Annotated in this window: 21 protein-coding genes; 18 read left to right on the top strand and 3 right to left on the bottom strand. The window is 67.1% G+C overall.

The genetic code is table 11. The annotated features are described in order from the left end of the window. Positions 1-15 precede the first annotated feature (15 nt). The 6 genes from AMA02S_RS18500 to AMA02S_RS18475 all read left to right on the top strand — a co-directional run bounded on the left by AMA02S_RS18500 (position 16) and on the right by AMA02S_RS18475 (position 7,794). Positions 16-693 (top strand): hypothetical protein, encoded by a 678-nt coding sequence (locus AMA02S_RS18500; RefSeq protein WP_067460063.1) that lies wholly within the window; start codon positions 16-18, stop codon positions 691-693. Then, entirely contained in the window at positions 690-1,553 is an 864-nt protein-coding gene (bufB, locus tag AMA02S_RS18495; RefSeq protein ID WP_067460060.1) for an MNIO family bufferin maturase, read from the top strand. Before AMA02S_RS18500 ends, bufB begins: the two co-directional genes overlap by 4 nt. After that, a complete protein-coding gene (locus AMA02S_RS18490) occupies positions 1,546-2,370 on the top strand; it encodes an HvfC/BufC N-terminal domain-containing protein (RefSeq protein WP_067460057.1) in 825 nt (274 codons plus the stop codon). The genes bufB and AMA02S_RS18490 overlap by 8 nt, the downstream gene beginning before the upstream one ends. Next, on the top strand, positions 2,367-3,722 hold the full coding sequence (locus AMA02S_RS18485; protein WP_067460054.1) for a ferritin-like domain-containing protein: 1,356 nt from the start codon (positions 2,367-2,369) through the stop codon (positions 3,720-3,722). The genes AMA02S_RS18490 and AMA02S_RS18485 overlap by 4 nt, the downstream gene beginning before the upstream one ends. Positions 3,723-4,237: 515 nt before the next feature. After that, positions 4,238-6,622, top strand: a complete 2,385-nt coding sequence (locus tag AMA02S_RS18480) for an FAD-dependent oxidoreductase (protein ID WP_067460051.1) — start codon at positions 4,238-4,240, stop codon at positions 6,620-6,622. After that, complete coding sequence (locus tag AMA02S_RS18475) at positions 6,619-7,794, top strand: cytochrome P450 (RefSeq protein ID WP_067460048.1); 1,176 nt, start codon at positions 6,619-6,621, stop codon at positions 7,792-7,794. The genes AMA02S_RS18480 and AMA02S_RS18475 overlap by 4 nt, the downstream gene beginning before the upstream one ends. A gap of 101 nt (positions 7,795-7,895) precedes the next feature. Here AMA02S_RS18475 and AMA02S_RS18470 read toward each other — a convergent pair whose 3' ends face one another. After that, positions 7,896-9,203: a hypothetical protein gene (locus AMA02S_RS18470; protein WP_067460045.1), complete on the bottom strand. Its 1,308-nt coding sequence runs from the start codon at positions 9,201-9,203 to the stop codon at positions 7,896-7,898. Between the two features lie 342 nt (positions 9,204-9,545). Between AMA02S_RS18470 and AMA02S_RS18465 the strand changes: the two genes are divergently transcribed. The 3 genes from AMA02S_RS18465 to AMA02S_RS18455 are packed head-to-tail and all read left to right on the top strand — an operon-like array spanning position 9,546 to position 10,505. Then, positions 9,546-9,785, top strand: coding sequence for a hypothetical protein (locus AMA02S_RS18465; protein ID WP_067460042.1), 240 nt, complete (start codon positions 9,546-9,548; stop codon positions 9,783-9,785). Next, positions 9,782-10,168, top strand: a complete 387-nt coding sequence (locus AMA02S_RS18460) for a hypothetical protein (protein WP_067460037.1) — start codon at positions 9,782-9,784, stop codon at positions 10,166-10,168. The genes AMA02S_RS18465 and AMA02S_RS18460 overlap by 4 nt, the downstream gene beginning before the upstream one ends. Then, positions 10,158-10,505: a hypothetical protein gene (locus tag AMA02S_RS18455; RefSeq protein WP_157430681.1), complete on the top strand. Its 348-nt coding sequence runs from the start codon at positions 10,158-10,160 to the stop codon at positions 10,503-10,505. Before AMA02S_RS18460 ends, AMA02S_RS18455 begins: the two co-directional genes overlap by 11 nt. 170 nt (positions 10,506-10,675) lie before the next feature. Here the strand turns inward: AMA02S_RS18455 and AMA02S_RS18450 are convergent, their stop codons facing one another. Beyond that, a complete protein-coding gene (locus tag AMA02S_RS18450; RefSeq protein WP_157430680.1) occupies positions 10,676-11,113 on the bottom strand; it encodes a hypothetical protein in 438 nt (145 codons plus the stop codon). Between the two features lie 237 nt (positions 11,114-11,350). Here AMA02S_RS18450 and AMA02S_RS18445 point away from each other — a divergent pair, with 237 nt between their 5' ends. The 5 genes from AMA02S_RS18445 to AMA02S_RS18425 all read left to right on the top strand — a co-directional run bounded on the left by AMA02S_RS18445 (position 11,351) and on the right by AMA02S_RS18425 (position 16,649). Further along, complete coding sequence (locus AMA02S_RS18445) at positions 11,351-11,938, top strand: hypothetical protein (protein WP_067460031.1); 588 nt, start codon at positions 11,351-11,353, stop codon at positions 11,936-11,938. Positions 11,939-12,676: 738 nt separating this feature from the next. Further along, entirely contained in the window at positions 12,677-14,638 is a 1,962-nt protein-coding gene (locus AMA02S_RS18440) for an eCIS core domain-containing protein (RefSeq protein ID WP_084265288.1), read from the top strand. A gap of 69 nt (positions 14,639-14,707) precedes the next feature. Further along, positions 14,708-15,037: a hypothetical protein gene (locus AMA02S_RS18435; RefSeq protein ID WP_067460024.1), complete on the top strand. Its 330-nt coding sequence runs from the start codon at positions 14,708-14,710 to the stop codon at positions 15,035-15,037. 636 nt (positions 15,038-15,673) lie between these two features. Next, positions 15,674-15,880, top strand: coding sequence for a hypothetical protein (locus AMA02S_RS18430; protein ID WP_067460021.1), 207 nt, complete (start codon positions 15,674-15,676; stop codon positions 15,878-15,880). A 259-nt stretch (positions 15,881-16,139) separates the two neighbouring features. Beyond that, positions 16,140-16,649: a hypothetical protein gene (locus AMA02S_RS18425; protein ID WP_067460019.1), complete on the top strand. Its 510-nt coding sequence runs from the start codon at positions 16,140-16,142 to the stop codon at positions 16,647-16,649. Here the strand turns inward: AMA02S_RS18425 and AMA02S_RS41905 are convergent. Further along, complete coding sequence (locus AMA02S_RS41905; protein WP_157430679.1) at positions 16,565-17,098, bottom strand: hypothetical protein; 534 nt, start codon at positions 17,096-17,098, stop codon at positions 16,565-16,567. The two genes, AMA02S_RS18425 and AMA02S_RS41905, sit on opposite strands and share 85 nt — an antisense overlap. Positions 17,099-17,672: 574 nt before the next feature. On the opposite strand from AMA02S_RS41905, the gene AMA02S_RS44250 reads away from it, so the two are divergent. Genes AMA02S_RS44250 through AMA02S_RS45035 form a run of 4 tightly spaced genes read left to right on the top strand, consistent with a single transcriptional unit; the run spans position 17,673 to position 22,529 of the window. Next, positions 17,673-17,762, top strand: coding sequence for a potassium-transporting ATPase subunit F (locus AMA02S_RS44250; RefSeq protein ID WP_157430678.1), 90 nt, complete (start codon positions 17,673-17,675; stop codon positions 17,760-17,762). Continuing rightward, positions 17,762-19,429, top strand: coding sequence for a potassium-transporting ATPase subunit KdpA (gene kdpA, locus AMA02S_RS18420; protein ID WP_067460017.1), 1,668 nt, complete (start codon positions 17,762-17,764; stop codon positions 19,427-19,429). The genes AMA02S_RS44250 and kdpA overlap by 1 nt, the downstream gene beginning before the upstream one ends. Beyond that, complete coding sequence (gene kdpB, locus AMA02S_RS18415; protein ID WP_067460015.1) at positions 19,429-21,612, top strand: potassium-transporting ATPase subunit KdpB; 2,184 nt, start codon at positions 19,429-19,431, stop codon at positions 21,610-21,612. Before kdpA ends, kdpB begins: the two co-directional genes overlap by 1 nt. Next, positions 21,612-22,529, top strand: coding sequence for a potassium-transporting ATPase subunit C (locus tag AMA02S_RS45035; protein WP_067460012.1), 918 nt, complete (start codon positions 21,612-21,614; stop codon positions 22,527-22,529). The genes kdpB and AMA02S_RS45035 overlap by 1 nt, the downstream gene beginning before the upstream one ends. Positions 22,530-22,550 lie beyond the last annotated feature (21 nt).

The raw sequence follows: 22,550 nt of genomic DNA, 5'->3' as shown, positions 1-22,550 counted from the left end.
TGGGCGGGGGAAGACGTGGCGAAGGTGAAGCGCGAGCACAACGGTCACGACGCGACGGCGGGCGCCGAGGTGCTGTCGTCGCAGGAGTACGCGGTCGAGCATCGGTACGACGCGAGCGGCCTCACCTTCGGGGCGAGCAGCTGCGGGGGACCGGCCGAGGGCCTTGAGCAGCATGTCTGCATGGGGCTGAACGCCTGCAACGCGTTCGACGTCGACGGCGGGGCCGCCATGGCCGGAATGGGGAACTGCGCCACCGTTCGTCATGTCTGCCACGGCGAGGGCCAGTGCCGCGGGCAGGGCGGCTGTGGTTACGCGGGAAGTGACGAGCAGCAGTGGCGGCCGGGGGAGCAGGCGTGCCGGTTCAACGGAAGCTGCGCCAGCCCGCTCAACGTCAGCCGCGTGTTCAGCACCGGGCCGATGAAGGGCAAGAGCGTGTGGTTGCAGGCCCGGCGGCTGATGGAGGACCGGATGTACCGCGCCGGGCTGGCCTTCGGCCCGTCCCCGAGCGACGGAATCCCGGACGATCTGCTGCCCGCCTACGACGTCGATGACGGCAGCGATCTGCCGACGACCCGGGCCAAGGGGAACGGCCACCGGACTCGCAGCGGGGGCAACTCCCGTAAGAAGGCGACCTCGAAGAGCAAGAAGGCGACCTCGAAGAGCAAGAAGGGCGCAGCGGGAAAGAGCCGATGACCCGGCCGGGCACCGATGACGGCCCGTCCGGTTTCGGGCTGGGGTTGCGCACGCCGCATATGGACCATGTGCGGCGGCACCTGCCGGCCGTGGACTTCTTCGAGGTGATCTCGGAGAACTTCATGGACTGCGAGGGCGGGCGGCGCCGCGCCCTCGACGCGATCGCCGAACGCTATCCGATCGTTCTGCACGGGGTCTCACTGTCGATCGGTAGCACCGATCCGCTCGACTTCGACTATCTGGCCCGGTTGCGGGATCTGGCCGAATCGGTCAAGGCCCGGCTGGTGTCCGATCACGTCTGCTGGACGGGAGTGATGGGCCACAACACCCACGATCTCCTGCCGCTGCCGTTCACCGAGGCGGCTCTGGCGCACGTGGCCGAACGCGTCCGGATCGTGCAGGAGTATCTGGGACGCAGCCTGGTGCTGGAGAATCCGAGCACCTATGTCGGCTTCTCGGCCTCGGACATGACAGAACAGGAATTCATGGCCCGGCTCGTCGAGGATACCGGTTGCGGGCTGCTGCTGGACGTCAACAACGTCTATGTCTCGGCGTTCAATCATGATTTCGACCCGATGGACTATCTCGACGCGCTGCCTTTGGACCGCGTGGAGCAGATCCATCTGGCCGGGCACACCGATTACGGCACCCACATCATCGACACCCACGACGGCCCGGTCACCGATGCGGTCTGGGACCTCTACCGGCATGTGATCGAACGCGCCGACGGGATTCCGACGCTGCTCGAATGGGATGACAAGCTGCCCGCCTTTCCGGTCCTGGAGGCCGAGCTCGACAAGGCCCGGCGGTTCGCCGCGGGCCGAAACCGGGTCCCGGTCGGGAGCGACGCCGATGGCTGAGCCGTCCGAGCTGGCCGGGTTACAGCAGTGGATGCAGGCGGCGATCCTGGACTCGGGCGGTAGCGCGGACGGGGTGGCCGACGTGCTCACCTCGTCCGCCGCGCTGAACGCCCGGCAGCGGCTCGGGATCTACTGGCGGGGCTACCGCCTCCGGCTGCTGGAGAACATGCGCGGAATGTACCCCGGCCTGACGCATCTCCTGGGCGAGGAGATGTTCGACCGCTTCGCCCTGGACTACCTCGACGCGCGTCCGTCCCGCGCGTACACACTGTCCCGGTTGGACGAGGGGTTCGCCGACCATCTCTCGGCGACCAGGCCCGACATGCCGCACCGGGAGGACTGGCCGGACCTGATCATCGACCTGGCCCGGTTGGAACGGACTATCACCGAGGTCATGGAGGGGCCCGGCACCGAGGACGGCCCGCTGCTGCGCGCCGACGACCTTCCGGACGGCGCGGACCTGCACGAACTGCGCCTGGTGACCGCACCCTGCCTGCGTCTGCCGAGTCTGGTCTTTCCGGTCAACGAGTACCTGGCGGCCATCCGGCACGGCGCGGACCCGGAGCCGCCCCTGCCGCGCCCGGTGCGGCTGGCCGTCAACCGCCGGGACTTCAGGGTCACGATGCGGGAGCTCGATCCCGCCGACCACCGCGCGCTCCACGCGCTGGCCACGGGCGCCACGGTCGGTGCCGCCCTCGCGGACATGAGGGAGGCCGCCGACCTCCTCAGCGAGTGGACGTCACTCGGCTTCTTCGCCGCCGTCCAATGGCCCGGCGCCACGGCACCACGACATCCAGAGGAAAGGGCGACACGATGACGACCATCACGACCAGGACGAAGAGCCGTAAGACCGCCAAGAAGGCGCGGGCGCCCCGGGCCACACCGATCAGGCGGCTGAATCCGGCAGCGGGCATTCAGAGCGTGCAGGACCTCGCCGACCACCTGTACGTCGCCGCGCAGGTGGAACTCTCCACCATTCCGATGTACCTGTACGCCACCTATTCCCTCAGGGCCCGCGGGCATTCCCAGTGGGCGGCCCCGCGCGGTGTGCTCCGCACGCTGACCGGGATCGCGATCGAGGAGATGCTGCACCTGGCGCTCGTGCGCAACCTCATGGTCGCCATCGGGTACGGCGACGAGATCAGCTTCTATGACGAGGACTTCATCCCGAAGTACCCCAGCTACATGATGAACCGTTACAACCCCGACGACCCGGACGGCGAGGAGATCCTCCTCACCCTCGATCGGCTTTCCACGGGACAGGTGAGCACATTCCGGCGGGTGGAGATGCCCGACGACATCGACCCCGAGGAGACCACCTTCGCGGCGCATCCCGAGGACGTCGGCCAGTACACCAGTCTCGGCGCGTTCTATCGTGCCATCGACCAGGCGTTCTGCGATCTGGAGGACGAGATCGACTGGGCGCTAGACGACGCGCGCAAACAATACAAGCGGGCCTTCTGGAACGAGTACGGCAGCGGCAAGCCGATCCGCATCCACGATCTCGACACCGCCCGGCAGGCCCTGAAAATCATCATCGAGCAGGGTGAGGGCACCATCGACGACCACAAGAGCATCGAGGTCCGGCCCGGGGTCGAGGACTACACCCACTACGAGAAGTTCGTGCGGATCGAGAAGGGCGTGGAGGGCATCGGAGCCGTCGACGGCGGCCCTGACTACGAGATCAGCATCGACGACCCGGAGGCCACCTGGCCCATCGTCGCCGATCCCGCGCTGGAGGATTTCGAGGACCAGCCGGCCGTCCACAGCCTGATGACGCTGTTCAACGCCGCCTACTGCTACAGCCTGTGCCTGCTGGACGAGTTGTACGAGCACTCCACCGACGACGTGGAGACCAAGAAGATCCCGGGCACCGAACGCGAGGAGATGTTCAGCTACCGATACGGGCTGGAACGCAGCAACATCGCGCTGATGCAGGGCATTCTCTACCCCATCGCGCAGGTCCTCGTCACCACTCCGATCACCGACGGTCCCTTCAAGGGCTTCAACGCCGCCCCGTCCTTCGAGTTTTACGACTTCAACGAGAAGACGAAGGTCTCCAAGAAGCAGCAGCTCATCGATCTCTGCGACGAGGCCATTCACCACTTCCCGATCCTCGGTGGCCCAGACGGAGTCGAGCGCCAGATCGCTCTCGTCGCCGACATCTGACAGCCGGGACCCGCCGGATCACAACACTCGCAGAGCCTCAAAAGCCGATCTCGCGCCTGGTGCCGCATCCAGAAATAGACCATTGATCTATGGACGGATACGGCACCAGGCTGCTTCTCATCCGAGCCGCGAAAGGCATTTGCGCTGGGGCCCCGCCCCCCACGCCCAACGATCGAGATGTCCTGCTGGGACTACAGGGACAGCCGATACCCCAGGGAACTGTGGAGTTGCTGCCTCAACGGCAGAGCGAAGGGGTTTCAGGGACCGGACAGCAACTACCCTCCAGGAAAGATAACACTTTGTAGTTAAGTTGCTACTTTCCGAGTCGAGGCTGCGAGGGTGACGCTATCAGCGTCAGCGTAGAAGCGCAGTCGCTCCTGGCAGGAGACGTGATTCTCCTGCGACCCCGCCACACGTCCTGCGCCTACGCCACGGGGCTGGTTCACCGCAGACCGCCTATGCCGGTCTTCGCGGTGCCTCATCAACGACGTTCTGTCGAGAATCGGGGAAGCAAAGTGGGTGCAGCAGAAGCGACCGCCGATGTCGCGGTGGTCGGAACGGGAATCGTGGGGCTCGCCACCGCGTGGGCGGTGGCCGAGCAGGGCTCGCACGTCGTCCTGATCGGTCCGCGTTCGCACGAGGGCCAGGCGTCGACCGCCGCTGGCGCGATGCTGGCGCCGTTCAGCGAGACGTCCGCCGGGGAGGATCAGGCCTCTGACCCGGCCGAGATCGCACACCGGGCGGCAGCGCGAGCAAGGTACGGCGAGTGGGTCGCCCGGCTGCGGTCGGCCAGCGACCGCCAGGTCACGATGACCGAAGGGCTGTGGCTGGTGGCCACCTCGTATGGCGGCGGCGACCTGGAGACGCTGGAGGCGGTCGCGCAAGCCGCGCGGGCCCACGGCAGCGTCGCCGAAGCGCATCCGCCTGCGCAGGTCCCCGGTCTGCTGCCCGCCCGCACCTGCCCGGCGCACGCGGCACTGTGGCTACCGGGCGAGGGCTGCGTCGACACCGGCGAACTGATGGGCGCGCTCACCCACCTGCTGGCCGGCCATCGGCTGGTGCGCTGGGCCGACACCCAGGCCACGGGGCTCGCTCCTGCCGCCGCCCACGATCCGGCCGGGGCGCTGGCGGTCAGGTGCGCCGGCGGCGAGTACTACGAGACGGGACGGGTCGTCCTGGCCGCGGGATCCGGCACCGGCGCGGTATGCGCCGGCTCGCCCGAACTGGAACTCGCGCTGCCGCCGGTCCTGGCCGGCAAGGGCGTCAGCTTGCTTCTCCGCGAGGTCAGGTTCGCGCTGCCGCTGCCGGTACGTACGCCGTTGCGCAACTTCGCCTGCGGCTCCCACCTGGTACCACGCGCGGACGGTGCCGCCTACCTGGGTGCCACCAACCGGCTCACCCCGCCGGGAGAAGTGGCGGTCCACCCCGCCCTGGAGGAGATCAACGCGGTGATCTGCGGCGTCGGCGATGAGCTCAACACCGGCGTCTACCACCACGAACTCGCCGGCATCCGCGTCGGCCACCGTCCCTACACACTCGACCATCTGCCCTTGGTGGGGCCCACCGGCGACCCACGGGTCGTGGCCGCCACCGCCACCTACCGCAACGGCGTCCTGCTGGCCCCGTACGTGGCCGACCTGGTCGCCGGTCATCTGGACGGCGACCGTCCGCTGGACCGGCATCCCTGGCGACCCACCCGGCCGATCAGCGTGCCGCCGCTCGGTCACGCGCTGCCCGACCAGATCCAGACCTTGATCGATGTGCTGCTCCCCGCCAACGGCGTCACACCCGCATGGCATCAGGATCTCCAGGCGCTCCTGGGGGTGGCGGCCCGGCAACTGCTGACCAGCGCTCCCACCGACGACCGGTGGCGGTCACTGCACCGGCTGTGGGAGCGCGCACCGGTCGCCGAGACGCTGCCGGTCATGCTCCGCGCCGTCCGTGACCTCCCCGAAGACCTCCCCGGACCGTCCATCGCTCCCCCCTCGCCCCGGAAGGACCCGTCCATGCCCACCACACCGTCCGACACAGCGCGAGGACGCTGGCAGCGCAGCGATCTGACGCCCTTCGGGGTGGTGCTGCTGGCCGACGACACGGCCGACCTCGCGGATCTCCCGTCGCAGTGGCTGAAGGAACTGCTGCTGCGCGAGCACCTGATCCTGCTGCGCCGATTCACTGGAGCCGAAACGATCGATCAGCTGGAGGAGTTCGCCTGCCGACTGGGCGAGCCTGTGCTGTGGGGCGATCGGCCCGCCATGTCGGTACGCGCCCAGAGCAACCCCGACGACCACGTCAACGAGACCGGGTTCCTGCCCATCCACTGGGACGGCATGTACAAGCCCGACACACCCGACTTCCAGGTGTTCCAATGCCTGCGTTCCGTCGACGCGGCGGTCACCGGCGGCGCGACCCTGTTCAGCGACACCACCAAGGTCATGGCCGACGCCGATCCCGGGACGCGGTCGCTGTGGAGGTCGCTGACCTTCCGCTACGACCGCCCTCTCGGCGAGGAGATCATCAGCCGCACCTGCCCGCTGGTCGTCGAGCATCCCCATACCGGCCAGCCCACCCTGCGCTTCACCGAACCGGTGCCCGAAGGCACGACCATCATCAACCCGCCCCGCATCACCCTGGAACGCGTCCCCGCCGGGCACGACACAACCGAGATCATGCGCCGGCTCCAGGAGGTGCTGTACGACCCCCGCCACATGTACGCCCACCACTGGCAGGACGGTGACATCGTCCTGACCGACAACCGGTCCCTGCTGCACACCCGCGAGCCCTACCCGCCCGGTGCCGAACGCCATCTGCTCCGCGTCCACATCACCCTCAACGAAGCGGACACCCACGACCTGGCGCCCACCCGCATACCCATTGGCGATCGCGGGAGCACACCGTGACCCACCAGCATCAGGTCCACCAAGAGCAGAGCGTGCACGGGCTGCCGCAATGGACGGTGACGGGATACGCATGCGCGGAGCGGTTCCTCAACGAGCCCCGTCTCAGCAACGACATGACCCGGTGGGCGGCCCCCGAAAGGCTCGCGGTGTCCTGGACGGAGGAGCGTCTGCGGCCGAGGCTCTGCCGCCAGATGATGTTCAGCGATCCACCCGACCACACCAGGCTCCGCCGGCTCGCCCTTCCCTACCTCACCTCCCGGCGGGTCGAGAACCGGCGGCACGGGATCCAGCAGACAGCCGACCGCCTACTGCGGCAGATCGGCAGCCGTTCCGCCGGCACCGCCGAACTGTTGGAGGACTTCGCCTTCCCGCTCGCGATCACCACGCTGTGCCAGGTCGCCGGATTCCCCGACGGCTACCGGCAGGCCTACCAGCGCAAACGCCTGTTCACCGCCGGTATCACCATCCTGCCCGAGGACTCACCGCAGCGTGCTGTCAACGCCGCCAACCACCAGAGGATGCTCCAGCAGTTCCACGAGGTGATCGCCGAGAAGCGACGTCACCCCGGACCCGACCTCGTCACCACTCTCGTCCAGTCCGAAGGCCGGCCCGGCGGCCTGGACCACGACGAGCTCACGTCCGCCTTCGCGCAGCTGATCATCGCCGGTGTCGAGCCCCTCGCCCGCTTCATCGCCCATGCGGTGATCGTCCTGCTCGACCACCCTGACCAGCTCGCCGAGTTGCGCGACGACCCGGCGCTGATGCCCGCGGCGGTCGAGGAACTGCTGCGCTTCATCTCACCCAACCCGCAGGGCTCGCCCCGCTTCGCCACCCAACCCGTGACGCTGTGCGAGGCTGCCCTGGCCCCGCGCGACAGGGTCACCATCATGCTGCGTGACGCCAACCGCGACCCAGAACGGTTCAGGTCCCCCGAACGGCTGGACCTCCGTCGCGACGAAGGACCGAGTCTGGCGTTCGGCAAAGGCATCCACTACTGCCCGGGCGCGACGCTCGCCCGCCTGGAGGCCACCATCGCCCTCATGAGCCTGCTCCAGCAGTTGCCCAACCTGGCCCTGACCGTCCCCAGACACCACATCGACCTCCAAGATCACCTGCCCATCTTCGGCGGCCCCGTCGCCGTGCCCGTCCACTGGAAACCAACCGCCAACTGACCGGCCACCAATGCATGGCGCGTGCCGGTTCACTCGCGGGCCGGAGTCGGACGCTCAACGCCCCACCGGTCGCGATGATCGGTGGGGCGTCGTGTCGGGGGTCAGGCTCCGGCGGTCAGCGCGTGTAACTCTCGGACGGCGGGTCGGTCCCGCTGCTCGACCGGGACGGCACGCAACACGGTCTTCCCTGTCTTGGTGATCATTTGGCTCTGCTCGGCGGGAGGCAGCGCGGCGAGAATCTCCGTAGCCTGCTGCGTGCCGCGATCGGTCCCGCCGTTGACCACGGTGCACAGGGCGCGCTGCAGGTGGATCATCGGCACGTACTGGTGATCCGAGATTCTGGCGAGGTTGTGCTCAGCAGCCTGGTTCACTCTGGGCTCGTCGCCGATGGCGGCATAGATCTGGAGCTCGGCCCAATCTGATTGGAAGTTGTCCCAGTAATCGGCCATGATCCCTTGGGCTACCGGCGCGGTCTCGGCGATGCTGCGATAGGTGTCGAGGCCCCGCCGCGCATCGGCGTGCCTGCCCAACCTTGTGAGGGTCTTGGCTCGGGCGTAGGCGACCAGCGCCCTACGCGGGCTGCGGCCAGCGATGCGCTGTGCCTGCTCGGTGAGGGCAAGAACAGTCGCCGGATCTCGCTGACCATAGAGTCCGTGACCTGCCTCCGTGACGCGCACGCCAAGCCGAAGATCAAGGTCTCCAGTTGCATCGGCAGCGACTTTGGCAGAGCGCCACCATTGAATGGCGGCGTCGTCATTGCCAAGCCGAGTGAGGGTGTTCGCATACAGCACGGACAGCGCAGCGATGACCCGACGCAGCTCGATCGATACCCCTGGCTCGCGCGGTCCGGTGTCCCGTAGCTGACGCTGGACTGCGACCAGGTTGACCAGCAGGCCGTCACGAACCTGCGCAGGAGGTCGGGTGCGGATCGCGTGCAAATGATCTGCCACAGTCAGATGCCAGTCATCGAGTTCGCGCGGTTCGCTGTTCAGCGCTAGGGCGAGTAGTTGACGGACCGGTTCCCCGGTTGAGCCGAGCGTCCCCACGCTGAATCCCAGCGCGGCGAGTTGCAGTAATGCGCGACGCTCCATGTCGTCCTCCCACGGGAGCGGAGGTGCCTGGATCTCCACGCTAGCTCCCGGTATGACCGATGCGTTCTCGGTGCCGAACAGTTCCTCGTGGGGGATGTCGTAGATGGTGGCGTACGCGTTGGCCCACTCGACGGGAAACGTGTGTCCCTTTTCGTGTCGGGTGATCTGTGAGGCGAGGCTTTTGACCTTGTCGCCGGGGTGCTCGGTGATGTTGATCGCCTCGCGTAACCGGCGGGCGGCCTCGAAGGGACCCCACCCGCGCGCTTGTCGCTCGGCTTGGAGGCGGATCGCCCATGCCGGGCGTTGTTGGTCGGTCATAACGCACCCTTCGTCGCGAAGGCGGGGATATTGGTGAGGCAACACCCCAGGGCTACAAACCATTGTGTGCGTTCCGTGACGCACTGTGCAGGGGTTTCACTCAGTGATGCGGGGCCACGCGCCAACCGCTGAAGTTCCCGGGTGGCCCGGCACGGCCACCATCGGCGCGTGGTCCCGCCCAGAGACAAAGCGGCCCCGGACGCGGTGTTACGAGCACCGGCCGGAGCCTAACCGGAAACGGAGTCCGGCTATGGGGCAGGGTACGAACTACGCGGAGCGGTCACGGGCGGTTGCTTCGATGGCACCGAACATCGGCACGCCTACCCGAAGCTCTACGACCTGATGACCACCTTGCAGGGGCGCGGCTTCGTCGTGGAACTGCGGGCCAGCCCGCTGGCCATCATCGTGACCCGTCCGGACGATCCCACCGGTGCGGTTCAGACGATCACTTGCAAGCCGCGGGTCATCGACCAGGACCGAATGTGGTTTTTCAATGCCGCTAACAACGAGGCGTTCGCAGAGGCCGACGACATCACGGGCGCCGCCGTCATCATCGTCGGCCACCTGTCCCCGGCGCCATGAGCGCCGGAAACGCCGCGTCCTATCTCGGCTTGCTCGCACGAGCCCTGATCAGCGAGGGATGGACGGTGCATCCCCACTACGACCGGGACCCGGCACTGTTGCACGTGCTGTGCCCCAACCTCCCCATGATCGGGGAGAGCGTCGTCGTCGAGGCGGGCGAGGGCGGGGTGCCCTGGTTCGTCGGCTCGACCGGTGACCCGCTCGCGCCCTGCCACGACCTTCCCGGAGCGGTCGCGAAGATCGGCGCGCGGCTCACACCGCACGCCATGGCGGACGCCGTCCGGCGGCTGGCCTGCCCCGGACGGCGGGACGCACCCCCGCGCTTTCCCGTCAGATGCCTCCAGACCCGACAGACCCGACTCAGGCGCCACGATGATGACTGAACTCGGCATCCTGAAGGTCGAGCCGTTCGGGCCCCTGGACGCGCTGTACGCCGCCGTCAAACGATGCGCCCCGCAGGTCGCGGTGACGCGGGCACGGGTCCCGGAGCAGTACAACATCCCCAAGCTGGGGACGGTCGGTGCGCTGGGGACGCGGTTGCAGGTGTCCTATCGGAACCGTTCGGCGCGGCGGATCCGCTGGGACGAGGGCGCCGAAACCTACGTGTGGGCGTCCGGCCCGGACTACCGGGTGCAACTGCCAGCCGATCCGGAGCAGGCCGCAATGTGGGTGGCCAGGGCGGTCGGGGCACCGATCATGCTGGATTCCTCCAGGGGGTAGAGCGGGGGCGGCGCCGTCGTGACCGACCGCTGCGGACGGCCGCGCCGCCCCCTCCACTCACCTGGGGACGCGTACGCGCGTAATCGTGTCTTCAGACGCAGGGCGGCCCCGAAATCGCGGTGTTAGCGCACCGGCGGGGCCTTGGTCGGAGGTGGTCCGACACTCGATGTTCAGTGTGGCCAGCAAGCGAAATGCCTGGGCGCCCATCGCCTTGCTGGCGGCCATCTGGGGCTTGGCCGTAGACGTTCGTGGTTCTGACGGTGGCGGTGGGCGGACAACCTGTCTGGTGGCGCGCGGACAACGAAACCGGAGATCCGCTGAGCTGAGTAGTTGGCGGCGGCGACGGCACCGAGCGGGCGGGGCTCCAGCACGGCCGCGGAGGTGATCACGTCCCCGGCCCGGGTGACCGCGTCGGCGAACTCGGCCGTGCGGCTGGTGAGGATGAGCTGGTCGTCACCGTCCAGAGACCGGTTCAGCGCGCTGATGACGGCGGTTTGCGCGGGTGGAGGGAGCTCGTCCAAGCTGTCCAGGACGGGCAGCAGGTGCCCGCGCGCGACACCGCGTCCCCCGTCTGTGCTCGCCGAGGCGCCCATGGTGATCACGCTCAACCTGCAACAGCAGAAACGTGGTAGCAGTCAGCGAGGCGGTGAAGGCGATACTGGAGATGATCACCGTTAACAGAAGTTTGCGAGCCAAGTCTATTTGCTTTACATGACATCGGAGACACTTAGAATGATCACATTGAGTGCCGGGAGTGACATCTGTCGGAAGTGGGCGGGTACGCAGTATCCGCCCTGGCACCGAAAAGGGACCGGCGCGTATTATATCTGAGAGGAAAGAAGGCAATGAGCACACTCACCACGGAGCAGTTTGAAAGTACTATCGACGCCATCGCCGACCACTCCATCGCGCATGTAGAGTACGCCTTCGAGCAGGTAAAAGTACGCCAACGTCCGGTGGCTCCTCCGTGCCCCTACGTCCCGAGGTACCGGCTCGATAGTGAAGATGATATCCCCCTCCCTGAAGATGCGAGGACCACGCTCGAGCAGGGCAAGGATGAGCACAAGGGCGACCTCGATACGAACAATGAATACGTAGCTCCCATCGCAGAACGCCGATATAATAACGAGATGAGCCAGAGTGAATTCGACAAGCTCATCGATGATCAGGCAGATGCGAACATCAAAAAGTTCACAGAAAACCAGAGAGATACCGCGAAAAAGCTGAAGGAGATCGGCAACAATAACCCGCGGGCGAGGGGAATCATCGCACAGTCCTTTTCGGCCGTGAGTGAGTTCTTCACGAATCTCTGGAGCAAGGTAGCCGATTTCTTCGGTAAGCTGATTCAGAAGCTGATCGACCTCTGGAACAAAGTCGTACAGTTCTTTACGGGCCTGGTGGACACGATCAAAAAGTGGTGGCCGCCGTTTTAGCCGGGCCGTTGACCGCCCAGGAGTTCGTGGTCGACCTGAAGCGTCGGCACCGGACGGCGCCGGACCGCTTGAACACCGCGCCTGGGTACGGGGTGTGCGGTCAGCTGCGAGGCCCGTTGAGGGACGCCGGGTGTTGCGGCACCACCATCAGACCGGGCTGTCGACGGTGGGCGATGGCGGTGAAGACACATCCGATGTCGAGCACGACGATCCTGCGCCGCGGTGGGACATCACCAGCCGAGTTGGGGCGATTCCCTTTACCGCCTCTCATACGCCCGTACGCTGTCGGACTCACGTAACACCGCCGGACAACCGCGGACAGTCTGGCGACGGTGAAAGGGGTCCGCGGCGGTGGACGACGCCCGCGCCGTCTCACAGGTCGGGGCGCCGTGCCCAGCGGAAACGGCGAGGCGTACTCCACTGCACGTCGACCGGCGCCGCTCCGACTGACGCACGCGGTCGCCGCTCGGTGACAGAGTGGGCCAGCAGGCAATGGGACTAACGGCAGCTTTTGAGTCCCTCACAACCGTGATCACATCTGCCGCATCCATGCGGCGGAACTCGTCACCTTGAGAGGACGAGGCGAACGCTGCGCGCTCGTTCGTATCTGGCCGGTCCGGCAAAACTTGGACAGATGGCAACTTAGAGTGATCAGGACATAACTCCTAGCTCTGTCATCTACTGCTTCAGTAACGGAAAGTAGTGAACTATTACTATTGGTCTTGAGTGGGGGGGGCAATGGACCGTCCAGATCACCTGGAGGCAGACCCGGGGACCGGTCTGCGGATCGAGGCAGAGAAGCGGGATGGAGTTGAAGCGGCGCGGCGAGTACATGCGCTGGTCGGGTCGGGCGTGCCGTTGGAGCCGCGGTTCCGGGAGCTGGTGGAGCGACGGATCGGGATGGACTGCGATGCGGTTCGAGTGCACACGGGGCGGGAGGCTGATCGGCTGGCGCGGCTGGCCGGTGCCGATGCGGTGACCGCGGGTGCCGACATCTTCTTCCGCTCGGGCGCCTACCGGCCGCACACCCGGGCGGGGCTGGCGCTGCTGGGGCACGAGCTCGGTCACGTGGCCGCCAACGCTGATACCGCCGCCAGTGGCGGGCCGGGCGCGGCCGGCCCGTGCGGGCGGCGCCCGCGGAGCGGCGGCCTGCCGGGCCATCTGCGGGGCGCGGTCGTCGATGTCGATGCGCGGTCGGAGCGCCGTGCCGATGAGGTCGCGGCGCGCATCCTGGCCGACCGGCCACCTCCCCGCGGTGCGGGGTGCGGTGAACCCGGAGGTGGGCTGGTGGCCCGGCGGCTGGCGGCGGGGCAGGACGTGGTGCTGCACCCCCATGCGTCGTGGGAGCACCGGCTACTGGGGGACGCGCGCGGCGAGGAACTCAACGCGATCGCCAAGCATCTTCCGGGGCGTGAAAAGCTGCTGCGGAACCTGCGGGACTTTCTGTACATGTGGCATCAGGATCCCAAGAGCGTCACCAAAGAGCAGATCAAGGCCAGGTACCCCTACCTGCGGACGCTGCAGTTGCAGAAAAGCGGGTTGCTGGTGACCTACGGGGAGGTCAATACCCTGCCGGATTATCTGGCGCGGCCCGAGGTGATCGATGAGCTAGGGGAGGACATCCTGCTGCCGATCCTGCAGGCGGTTCGGCAGGAGGGCTACGACCACATCCAGCAGATGCTGAATGGCAAGAGCACCCACTTTGAGGGATCGGTGACGATCAACACTGGGTGGAAGATGGTCGATTTGATTTGGGAGACCAGGGAAGTCGACAAGCTCACCACGGGGCTGGGGGCCGGCGGAGTTGACCACTACACTGCCCTGCTCGGCCGTAATGCCTGCCACTTCGCACCCTACTCGTGGTACCGGTGGCAGGCATTCCACACCATCGCCCGCGATAAGGCGCTCGAAGCGTTCAATACCCTCGACCAGAGGGAAAAGGATAAGCTCACTCATGAGGCCTGGATCAACAATGGCTACGCCGACCATTTCCTGCAAGATTCGTTCGCGGCCGGTCATCTGATCAACAAGACCCAGGTCATGCAATGGTTCCTGGAATGGGCGGAGGACAAATGGTACGTCCCGGTGGCGGATTGGGAGGACGTGTCGAAGATGACGACCAAACTCCAGCCCGGCCTGGCCGCCCAGGGCCTGTACGACTGGGCCGATCCGGGGAAGGTGCGCGACCCGCAGACGGCCGAGGAACAAGACGACATCCAGAAACGCATGGACACCTGCGGGGTCCAGGCCGACGGCCAGACCTCACAGCGTGACAGCTATAAAAAGTACCTGGCGTTCCTGAACTCGTCCGTGGTGCAGGCCTCATCGGGTGCGCTTCACGACCACTTCAACGATATCTCGGTGTGGGCGGCATCGACCGTTCAGGACACCCCCTTCCAATTGTGGGGCGACAACACCATGCTCAACGGCGGTGATGGCGTCCAGATCGCTGATGACACCGCTCACCTGGCACAGAGAGCGATCGAGGAGATCCTTAAGAAGGGGGAAACCAGCATCAAGGTGCAGGACATCTTCGATCATTTCCCCATCCGGGTCGCGACCGGCGAGAGTGACACCCCGAAACCGCTCAAGGAATGGAACGAAGCTCAGCGGGACGTGGCGATGGAGCATTTCCCTGCGGTGCAATACTATCTGGTGAAGTTCCATCCGCGGATCGGAAAAATATCGATCGACCAATGACCGCGACAGCGCGCTGGGCCCAGCCCCTTCCAGGGCAGGACCAGCGACGGCGGGAGGAGATAGGGCATCATGGCATGGGAATTCGGCACCATCGACAATAGATACAACGAGCAGGCAATGATCGATTATCAGGTTCCCAAGGAAACCCAGACCCAAGGCTCCAAACTTAATGAGACGCGCGGTAACGCGACCATCGAGGTCTCGACGCTGGGCGCGATCATGCTCACCGAAGACGCCGACAGGAAGCAGGTACAGGTCCGATGGACCAGTGCGGCATTCCCTAGCGACTGGACATACGACGATGAAAATCATCGGATGGACATCACCATCAACACCGACGGCAGCTTCGAGATCACTGGCGGTACCGGCGATCCCATCAAGGGCAAATTCGATACCTGACTGGGAGCTATAGGGCAGACCCGTCTGCTTCTGCGCCCCGCCACTCGCCTCACGGCGCGCCTCGAACGATGACGCCGGCAGGCTGCTGCGCCAATATTTCCCCAAAGCCGTCCACACCCGTGAGTAGACATCGGCGAGGGTGGTGTCGCAGAGGTTCTTCCGCACGTGCCGCCTGCCGCTGACCTGCACCGCATCGGGTAGTGGCAGCCGTATGAGCAGCTGCAGCGCCGTCGACTTCGACACCACGACCTGCAGCGCTTGTGAGCGGCGAGCGCCCGCCCGGAACGCCAGTTCTGTGACCACCGCGCTCACCTGGCCGGCCGGTCGACTGGTACGGCGCCGATAGCGCTCCAGCAGCCCGGGCGCCTGTCCGGGGAACGTCTGCCGTTGGCCCTCCTGTGCGGGGCAGACCAGCCGTCGCCACGACATCTCCAAGGGTGACGGGACATGGGGGGCCCGCGCCCTGGACGGCAGGCCCGAGACCTTCCAACCCCTGGACGGCGTTGAGCGGCCGGCGGTGTGGAGTGAGCCTGTCTCGCGGGGGTGGTGTGTCTCCAGCGCTTCTGGGAGCGGGGATCATTGGACGTGGTGACAACAGCCCGTCACGCCGCCGAGGCACCGGGAAGGACGAACCGGGTGAGCAGCCATGGCTATGAGGTCATCGGCGACGACAAGATGATCATCATCGTGGACGTCGAGACCCGCGAGGTCATCGGTGCCGCCTATGCCGAAGAGGATCCGCGCTGGTGGCGTGGTGTCCTGCGCGGCCGAGTTCGCCGTCTGTACGTCCCGGGGCACCTGCCCGACCCGCACCTGGACGTCGCCCGTCGCCTCCAGCAGTAGTGCTGTGTCGGGGCCTGTCGAGCTGTGATGGCCGCCTGGACGAGCGGACCCCGGTGAGCCTGCTCGGGGGCGTCAGGATGGCGTCAGGAATCGGGGCGAGAGCGTCAATAATGTGTAGAGGCGCCTTCCTGGCGGCACTGTGGTCATACATTGGAATTGCCGCTGCTTATCAATAAAGGAGTGTCTTCGAGTTCGAAGATATTCCGCGTTGAGAGCGGTTGTTCGGATCCTCGTGGGTCCCGCGTCGAGGAGGCACGTGATGGATCGCCTGGAATCGGCCGCCTGGCCGCTGGCCGGCGGTGTGTTCTGTGCTCTGCTGCTCGCGGTCGTGCTCAAGGACGCCGCCTGGCAGGTCGGCTGCGCGGCCGTGGTGGTCTCGGTCGCTGGTTGGGCGTTGTCGGCATCGCCCGGCGTGGGTGCGGTGCTGGGGCTGGTCGGCTGGTCGTTCGTGACCGGCTTCGATGTCGGGAAGACCGGCGGCCTGGAGTTCACCGGCACCGGTGACCTGGTACGGGCCGGGGTATTGGTGGGTGTGGGCCTGGTGGCGGGTGCCGCCGGGCGGTGGCTGCTGAGGTTGTCATCGCCACCCGGCAGGCCGGGGCCGTGGTGGCCCCGGCCTTGGATGGTGGAGGTCAGAGACCGCCGGTCAGAAGGTGGAACGGGATCGAGGGGTGTGGCGTTCGATCAGCACGCCGCGGGGGTGACCACCTCCGACCAGGCCCCGGTCCCGACGGTGGTGGTGGCGCGGACGCGCTCGCGTGCGTCCTGACCGCACGGCCAGCCGTTCGACGGGCTGAAGAAGCGCGTGTCGCCCCCGGCGGCGATCGTCTTCGTCCCGCTGGTGTCGGGTTCCCAACTGCTGGTCGTGTAATTCCAGCGTTCGAGTGTCGCGGTCACGGTGACCGATCCGAAGCCGCGGTTACGCGCGTACAAAAACGACTGGGTGCCGTACTGAGTGCCGTTTGAAAGGAGCAAATCGCTGCACCCCTTATAAACGATGGCGCCGAGTTCGACTTCCGGGCCGCAACCATCTTCCGCTTGCTGAGCCGCGGCGACCGGTATTCCACTCACGGCGGTGACGAGCACCGCCGCGCCCGTGACGAGGGCAAGACGATAAGACCCCATTGACTTCATGCGATTCTCCCCGTGGCGACATGACGCCGTGTTCGCGTCTGTTGATCTATCGACCTTTCGATTAACGATCATCACGGGCGTCATATCAAGACGATCACCATGTCCGCAGTCGGCCACACAAAAGGCCCCGTCACGCACTTCAACGGACCCGCGGGCGGGTAGTGCGGTCGCAATCCGTGCAGGTCAGCGGCCCATTCGACAGTGAAGATGTGACAGGTCCGTCAGACGGACGCCGCCACAATGTGAACAGGTGTTCTTCTGATGAGAATGAGGCGCACGGCATCTGCACGGCCCCTTTGCCCGGTTTTAGGGTCAGTGTCGCAACCTCGTGGCGCTCACCCTTGTGGCGGACGGTGATCTCCTCGTCTGGCTGGATGTGAAGGCGCGCACCGATGTGCGTGAAGGGTGCGTGAAGGGCACGTGTCAGGAACGCGTCAAGATTCGGGGCGGGCGCGTCAGTAACGCGTATGGGTCGGCTCCTTGTCGTGAATACGGCCATACAGTGTTTGTAGGTGCTTTTCAGGAAAAGCACTATTTCGACCGGGCTTGGCCTCCCGGACATTCGACCGAGGTGACCAATGAGCGATGTGGTGTTCATCCTGCTGACGGTGGCGCTGTTCGCCCTGATCGGCCTGCTGGTGAAGGGCGTGGAGAAACTGTGACCGTTGAGAACGCGGTCGGGCTCGTCCTGGCCTCGGTGCTGGCCGTCTTTCTGATCGCCGCCCTCGTGTTCCCGGAGCGCTTCTAGTGAGTACGACCGTCGCGGGGATCCTCTTCATCGGGTCCCTCGTCCTCGCCCTGGCCGCGGTCTACCGGCCGCTGGGCGACTACATGTACCGCGTCTACAGCGGGACGAGACACAGCCGTGTGGAACGCGCCATCTATCGGCTGGTGGGGGCCGATCCGGGCACCGAGCAGACCTGGGGGACCTATGCCCGCAGTGTGCTGGCGTTCTCGGCCGTCGGTGTCCTGCTGCTGTACGGGCTCCAGCGGCTCCAGAACCACCTGCTCCTCAGCCTGGGCTTCGCGCCGGTCAAGCCGGACCAGGCGTGGAACACCGCGGTCAGCTTCGTCACCAACACCAATTGGCAGTCGTACTCGGGCGAGTCGACGATGGGGCATCTGGTGCAGATGTCGGGCCTGGCGGTTCAGAACTTCGTGTCCGCGGCCGTGGGCATGTGCGTCGCCATGGCGCTCATCCGCGGGTTCGCGCGCAAGAGGACCACGAACCTCGGCAACTTCTGGGTCGATCTGACCCGGACGTGCGTGCGGATTCTGCTGCCCATCGCGTTCGTCGGCGCCGTCGTGCTGATCGCCGGCGGGCTGGTGCAGAACTTCGGGGACGCCAACCACCACGTGGTCACCACGATCGCGGGCGGCGAGCAGCGGATCACCGGCGGGCCGGTGGCGAGCCAGGAAGTGATCAAGGAGCTCGGGACCAACGGCGGCGGCTTCTACAACGCCAACTCCGCGCATCCCTTCGAGAACGCCACCGCGTGGACGAACTGGCTGGAGATCTTCCTCATCCTGCTCATCCCGATCGCGCTCTGCCGCACGTTCGGACGGCTGGTCGGGCAGAACCGGCAGGGCTACGCGATCCTCGCGGTGATGGGGACGATCGCGATCGTCAGCATCTCGCTGCTCAACGCGTTCCAGCTCGCACACCACGGGACCGTGCCAACGGCCGTCGGCGGCGCGACGGAGGGCGTCGAGAACCGGTTCGGTGTGGCGAACTCGGCGACGTTCGCGGGGGCGACCACGCTGACCTCGACGGGCGCCGTGGACTCCTTCCACGACTCCTACACAAGCCTCGGCGGCATGATGACGCTGTTCAACATGATGCTCGGCGAGGTCGCGCCCGGCGGCACCGGCTCGGGCCTGTACGGGATGCTCATTCTCGCCGTGATCACCGTGTTCGTCGCCGGGCTCATGGTGGGGCGGACGCCCGAGTACCTCGGCAAGAAGATCGGTCCCCGCGAGATCAAGCTCGCGGCCATGTACTTCCTGATCACGCCGATCCTGGTGCTGGCCGGCACCGGGGTGGCGATGGCGACGCAGAGCGGGCGCGCCGCGATGCTGAACGGCGGGCCGCACGGCCTCAGCGAGATCCTGTACGCCTTCACGTCCGCGTCGAACAACAACGGGTCCGCGTTCGCCGGCGTCACGGTCAACACCGTCTGGTACGACACGGCGCTCGGTTTGTGCATGCTGCTCGGCCGGTTCGTGCCCCTCGTGTTCGTGCTGGCCCTGGCCGGGTCGCTGGCCGGGCAGGGCAGCACGCCCGAGTCGGACGGCACGCTGCCCACCCACCGGCCGCAGTTCGTCGGGATGGTCGTCGGGGTGACGGTCGTCCTGGTCGCGCTCACCTTCCTGCCCGCTCTCGCGCTCGGGCCGCTCGCCGAAGGAATCCACTGATGACGACACAGACCACCGAGGCGTCCGCCCCCTCCCCTTCTCCTGCACCGCCGCCGGCACGCCGCGGCGGCAAGGTCGAGGGCGGCCTGCTCGACCCGGCACAGCTGGTCCGGTCGCTGCCGGACGCGTTGCGCAAGCTGGATCCGCGCACCCTGTGGCGCAACCCCGTCATGCTGATCGTGGAGGTCGGCGCGATCTGGACCACGGTCCTCGCGGCGCTCGACCCGAGCGCGTTCGCCTGGGCGATCGTCGTGTGGCTGTGGCTCACCGTCGTCTTCGCGAACCTGGCCGAGGCGGTGGCGGAGGGGCGCGGCAAGGCGCAGGCGGACGCGCTGCGCCGGGCCAAGACCGACGCCGTGGCGCGCCGCCTGACCGACTGGACGGCCGGCCACGCGGCCGCCGCCGAGGAGCGGGTCCCGGCACCCGAACTGCGGCTCGGCGACCATGTGGTGGTCGAGGCCGGTGAGATCATCCCCGGTGACGGGGACGTGGTCGAGGGCATCGCCAGCGTGGACGAGTCGGCGATCACGGGGGAGTCGGCGCCGGTGATCCGCGAGTCCGGTGGCGACCGGTCCGCGGTGACGGGCGGGACGAAGGTGCTGTCCGACCGCATCGTCGTCCGGATCACCCAGCGGCCCGGCGAGTCGTTCATCGACCGGATGATCTCGCTGGTGGAGGGGGCGAACCGTCAGAAGACGCCCAACGAGATCGCTCTCAACATCCTGCTGTCCGCGCTGACGATCATCTTCCTGCTGGCGGTCACCACGCTCCAGCCGCTGGCGATCTACTCCAAGGGCGGCAACCCGGGCGCCGTGGACTCGCCCGCCCTGGACGGCCACGGCATCACCGGCGTCGTGCTGGTGTCGCTGCTGGTCTGCCTGATCCCGACCACGATCGGCGCGCTGCTGTCGGCGATCGGCATCGCGGGCATGGACCGGCTCGTCCAGCGCAACGTGCTGGCGATGTCCGGACGGGCCGTCGAGGCCGCGGGCGACGTCAACACCCTGCTGCTGGACAAGACCGGCACGATCACCCTCGGCAACCGGCAGGCGTCGGCGTTCACCCCGGTGGGTGGCGTCGGCGACGAGCAGTTGGCGGACGCGGCGCAGCTGTCCAGCCTGGCCGACGAAACCCCCGAGGGACGGTCGGTCGTCGTGTTCGCCAAGCAGCACCACGGCCTGCGCGAACGCACGCCGGGCGAGCTGACCCACGCGACATGGGTGCCCTTCACCGCGCAGACGCGGATGAGCGGCGTCGACCTGGACGCGTCCGGGGACGGCGGGCCCGGCCGCATGCTGCGCAAGGGCGCGGCCGCCGCGGTCGCCGAGTGGGTGCGCGAGCGGGGCGGCTCCGTCCCCGCCGAACTCGGCAGGACGGTGGACGGTATCTCCGCCGCCGGTGGCACGCCCCTGGTGGTCGGCGAGGTCGTGGACGGCAGGGCGCGCGTGCTCGGCGTCATCCACCTCAAGGACGTGGTGAAGGCGGGCATGCGGGAACGTTTCGACGAGATGCGCCGGATGGGCATCCGCACCGTGATGATCACCGGTGACAACCCGCTGACCGCCCGGGCCATCGCCGAGGAGGCGGGCGTCGACGACTTCCTCGCCGAGGCCAGGCCGGAGGACAAGCTCGCCCTCATCAAACGGGAGCAGGACGGCGGCCGGCTCGTCGCGATGACCGGCGACGGCACCAACGACGCCCCCGCCCTCGCCCAGGCGGACGTGGGCGTGGCGATGAACACCGGTACCTCGGCCGCCAAGGAGGCCGGGAACATGGTCGACCTGGACTCCGATCCGACGAAGCTCATCGAGATCGTGGAGATCGGCAAGCAGCTGCTCATCACCCGCGGCGCCCTCACCACCTTCTCGATCGCCAACGACATCGCCAAGTACTTCGCGATCATCCCGGCGCTGTTCGCCGGCCTCTACCCGGGCCTGGACACGCTCAACGTGATGCGGCTGCACAGCCCGCAGTCGGCGATCCTGTCCGCCGTCGTGTTCAACGCACTGGTGATCATCGCGCTGATCCCGCTGGCGCTGCGCGGGGTGGCCTACCGTCCGAGCAGCGCGTCGAAGCTCCTGTCGCGCAACCTCTCGGTGTACGGGCTCGGCGGCATCGTCGCCCCCTTCGTCGGCATCAAGCTCATCGACCTGATCATCCGATTCGTCCCGGGGATGTCCTGATGCGTTACCCCAGCTGGATCCGGCAGCACCTGGCCGCGCTGCGTGCGCTGCTCGTCCTGACCGTGCTGCTCGGCGTCGTCTACCCGCTCGCCGTCTTCGCGGTCGGCCGTATCCCCGGCCTGAAGGACCACGCCGACGGCTCGTACGTCACGCTGCACGGCACGAGGGTCGGCAGCGCGATCATCGGCCAGTCGTTCACCGCCGAGAACGGCGACCCGCTCACGCGGTACTTCCAGAGCCGCCCGTCCAACGCCGGCGACGGCTACGACCCGACCGCCACCGCCGCGAGCAACCTCGGCCCCGAGGACGTCGTCGACACCCTGCCCGACCCGCGGCTCGTCACCACCGGCAAGGCGGACGAGAACGCACGGCAGAGCCTGCTCACGCAGGTCTGCGCCCGCAGCAAGGCCGTCGGAGAGCTCGAAGGCGTGAACGGCGCGCGGCCCTTCTGCACCCCCGGCGGAGTCGGCGCCGTGCTCGCGGTCTTCGGGCCCCGCACCACGGCCGGCGCCGTCCCGCACCCGACCCGGGTCGTCAGCCTCAACGAGGAGGAGGGCGTGGTGAAGGCCCCGTTCCTCGCGACCTACAACGGCGTCCCGGTCGAGTTGGCGCGGTTCGGCGAGGACTACGCCGCCGGCCTGACCGTCCCGATCAGAGGCGACGCGCCCGCGCGGCCCGCCGTCCCGGCCGACGCGGTCACCGCGAGCGGCAGCGGGCTCGACCCGCACATCTCGCCCGCCTACGCCGCGTTGCAGGTCAGGCGGGTCGCCAAGGCACGCGGCATCACGTCGGCCCAGGTCGAGGCGCTGGTGAAGGACGAGACGGACGGCCGCGACCTCGGTTTCATGGGCGAGGCCCGCGTCAACGTCCTGAAGCTCAACATCGCGCTGGACCGGCGGTTCCCCGTCCGGGGCTGACGCCACAAATGTCCAACACGT

Origin of the sequence: Actinomadura macra NBRC 14102 (assembly GCF_001552215.1) — a bacterium.
GTDB classification, from domain to species: domain Bacteria; phylum Actinomycetota; class Actinomycetes; order Streptosporangiales; family Streptosporangiaceae; genus Spirillospora; species Spirillospora macra.
Note: the sequence above shows the minus strand (reverse complement) of the source record. Positions and strands in the feature narration are given on the sequence as shown.

Excerpts from the sequence above, each read along its gene's own strand:
- AMA02S_RS45035 (WP_067460012.1), top strand. The coding sequence starts at position 21,612 with ATGCGTTACCCCAGCTGGATCCGGCAGCACCTGGCCGCGCTGCGTGCG.
- AMA02S_RS18425 (WP_067460019.1), top strand. The coding sequence starts at position 16,140 with ATGGATCGCCTGGAATCGGCCGCCTGGCCGCTGGCCGGCGGTGTGTTC.
- AMA02S_RS18470 (WP_067460045.1), bottom strand. The coding sequence starts at position 9,203 with ATGACCGACCAACAACGCCCGGCATGGGCGATCCGCCTCCAAGCCGAG.
- AMA02S_RS41905 (WP_157430679.1), bottom strand. The coding sequence starts at position 17,098 with ATGACGCCCGTGATGATCGTTAATCGAAAGGTCGATAGATCAACAGAC.
- AMA02S_RS18445 (WP_067460031.1), top strand. The coding sequence starts at position 11,351 with ATGAGCACACTCACCACGGAGCAGTTTGAAAGTACTATCGACGCCATC.
- AMA02S_RS18485 (WP_067460054.1), top strand. The coding sequence starts at position 2,367 with ATGACGACCATCACGACCAGGACGAAGAGCCGTAAGACCGCCAAGAAG.
- AMA02S_RS18490 (WP_067460057.1), top strand. The coding sequence starts at position 1,546 with ATGGCTGAGCCGTCCGAGCTGGCCGGGTTACAGCAGTGGATGCAGGCG.
- AMA02S_RS18455 (WP_157430681.1), top strand. The coding sequence starts at position 10,158 with ATGATGACTGAACTCGGCATCCTGAAGGTCGAGCCGTTCGGGCCCCTG.
- AMA02S_RS18465 (WP_067460042.1), top strand. The coding sequence starts at position 9,546 with ATGACCACCTTGCAGGGGCGCGGCTTCGTCGTGGAACTGCGGGCCAGC.
- AMA02S_RS18435 (WP_067460024.1), top strand. The coding sequence starts at position 14,708 with ATGGCATGGGAATTCGGCACCATCGACAATAGATACAACGAGCAGGCA.
- kdpB (WP_067460015.1), top strand. The coding sequence starts at position 19,429 with ATGACGACACAGACCACCGAGGCGTCCGCCCCCTCCCCTTCTCCTGCA.
- AMA02S_RS18460 (WP_067460037.1), top strand. The coding sequence starts at position 9,782 with ATGAGCGCCGGAAACGCCGCGTCCTATCTCGGCTTGCTCGCACGAGCC.
- AMA02S_RS18440 (WP_084265288.1), top strand. The coding sequence starts at position 12,677 with ATGGACCGTCCAGATCACCTGGAGGCAGACCCGGGGACCGGTCTGCGG.
- bufB (WP_067460060.1), top strand. The coding sequence starts at position 690 with ATGACCCGGCCGGGCACCGATGACGGCCCGTCCGGTTTCGGGCTGGGG.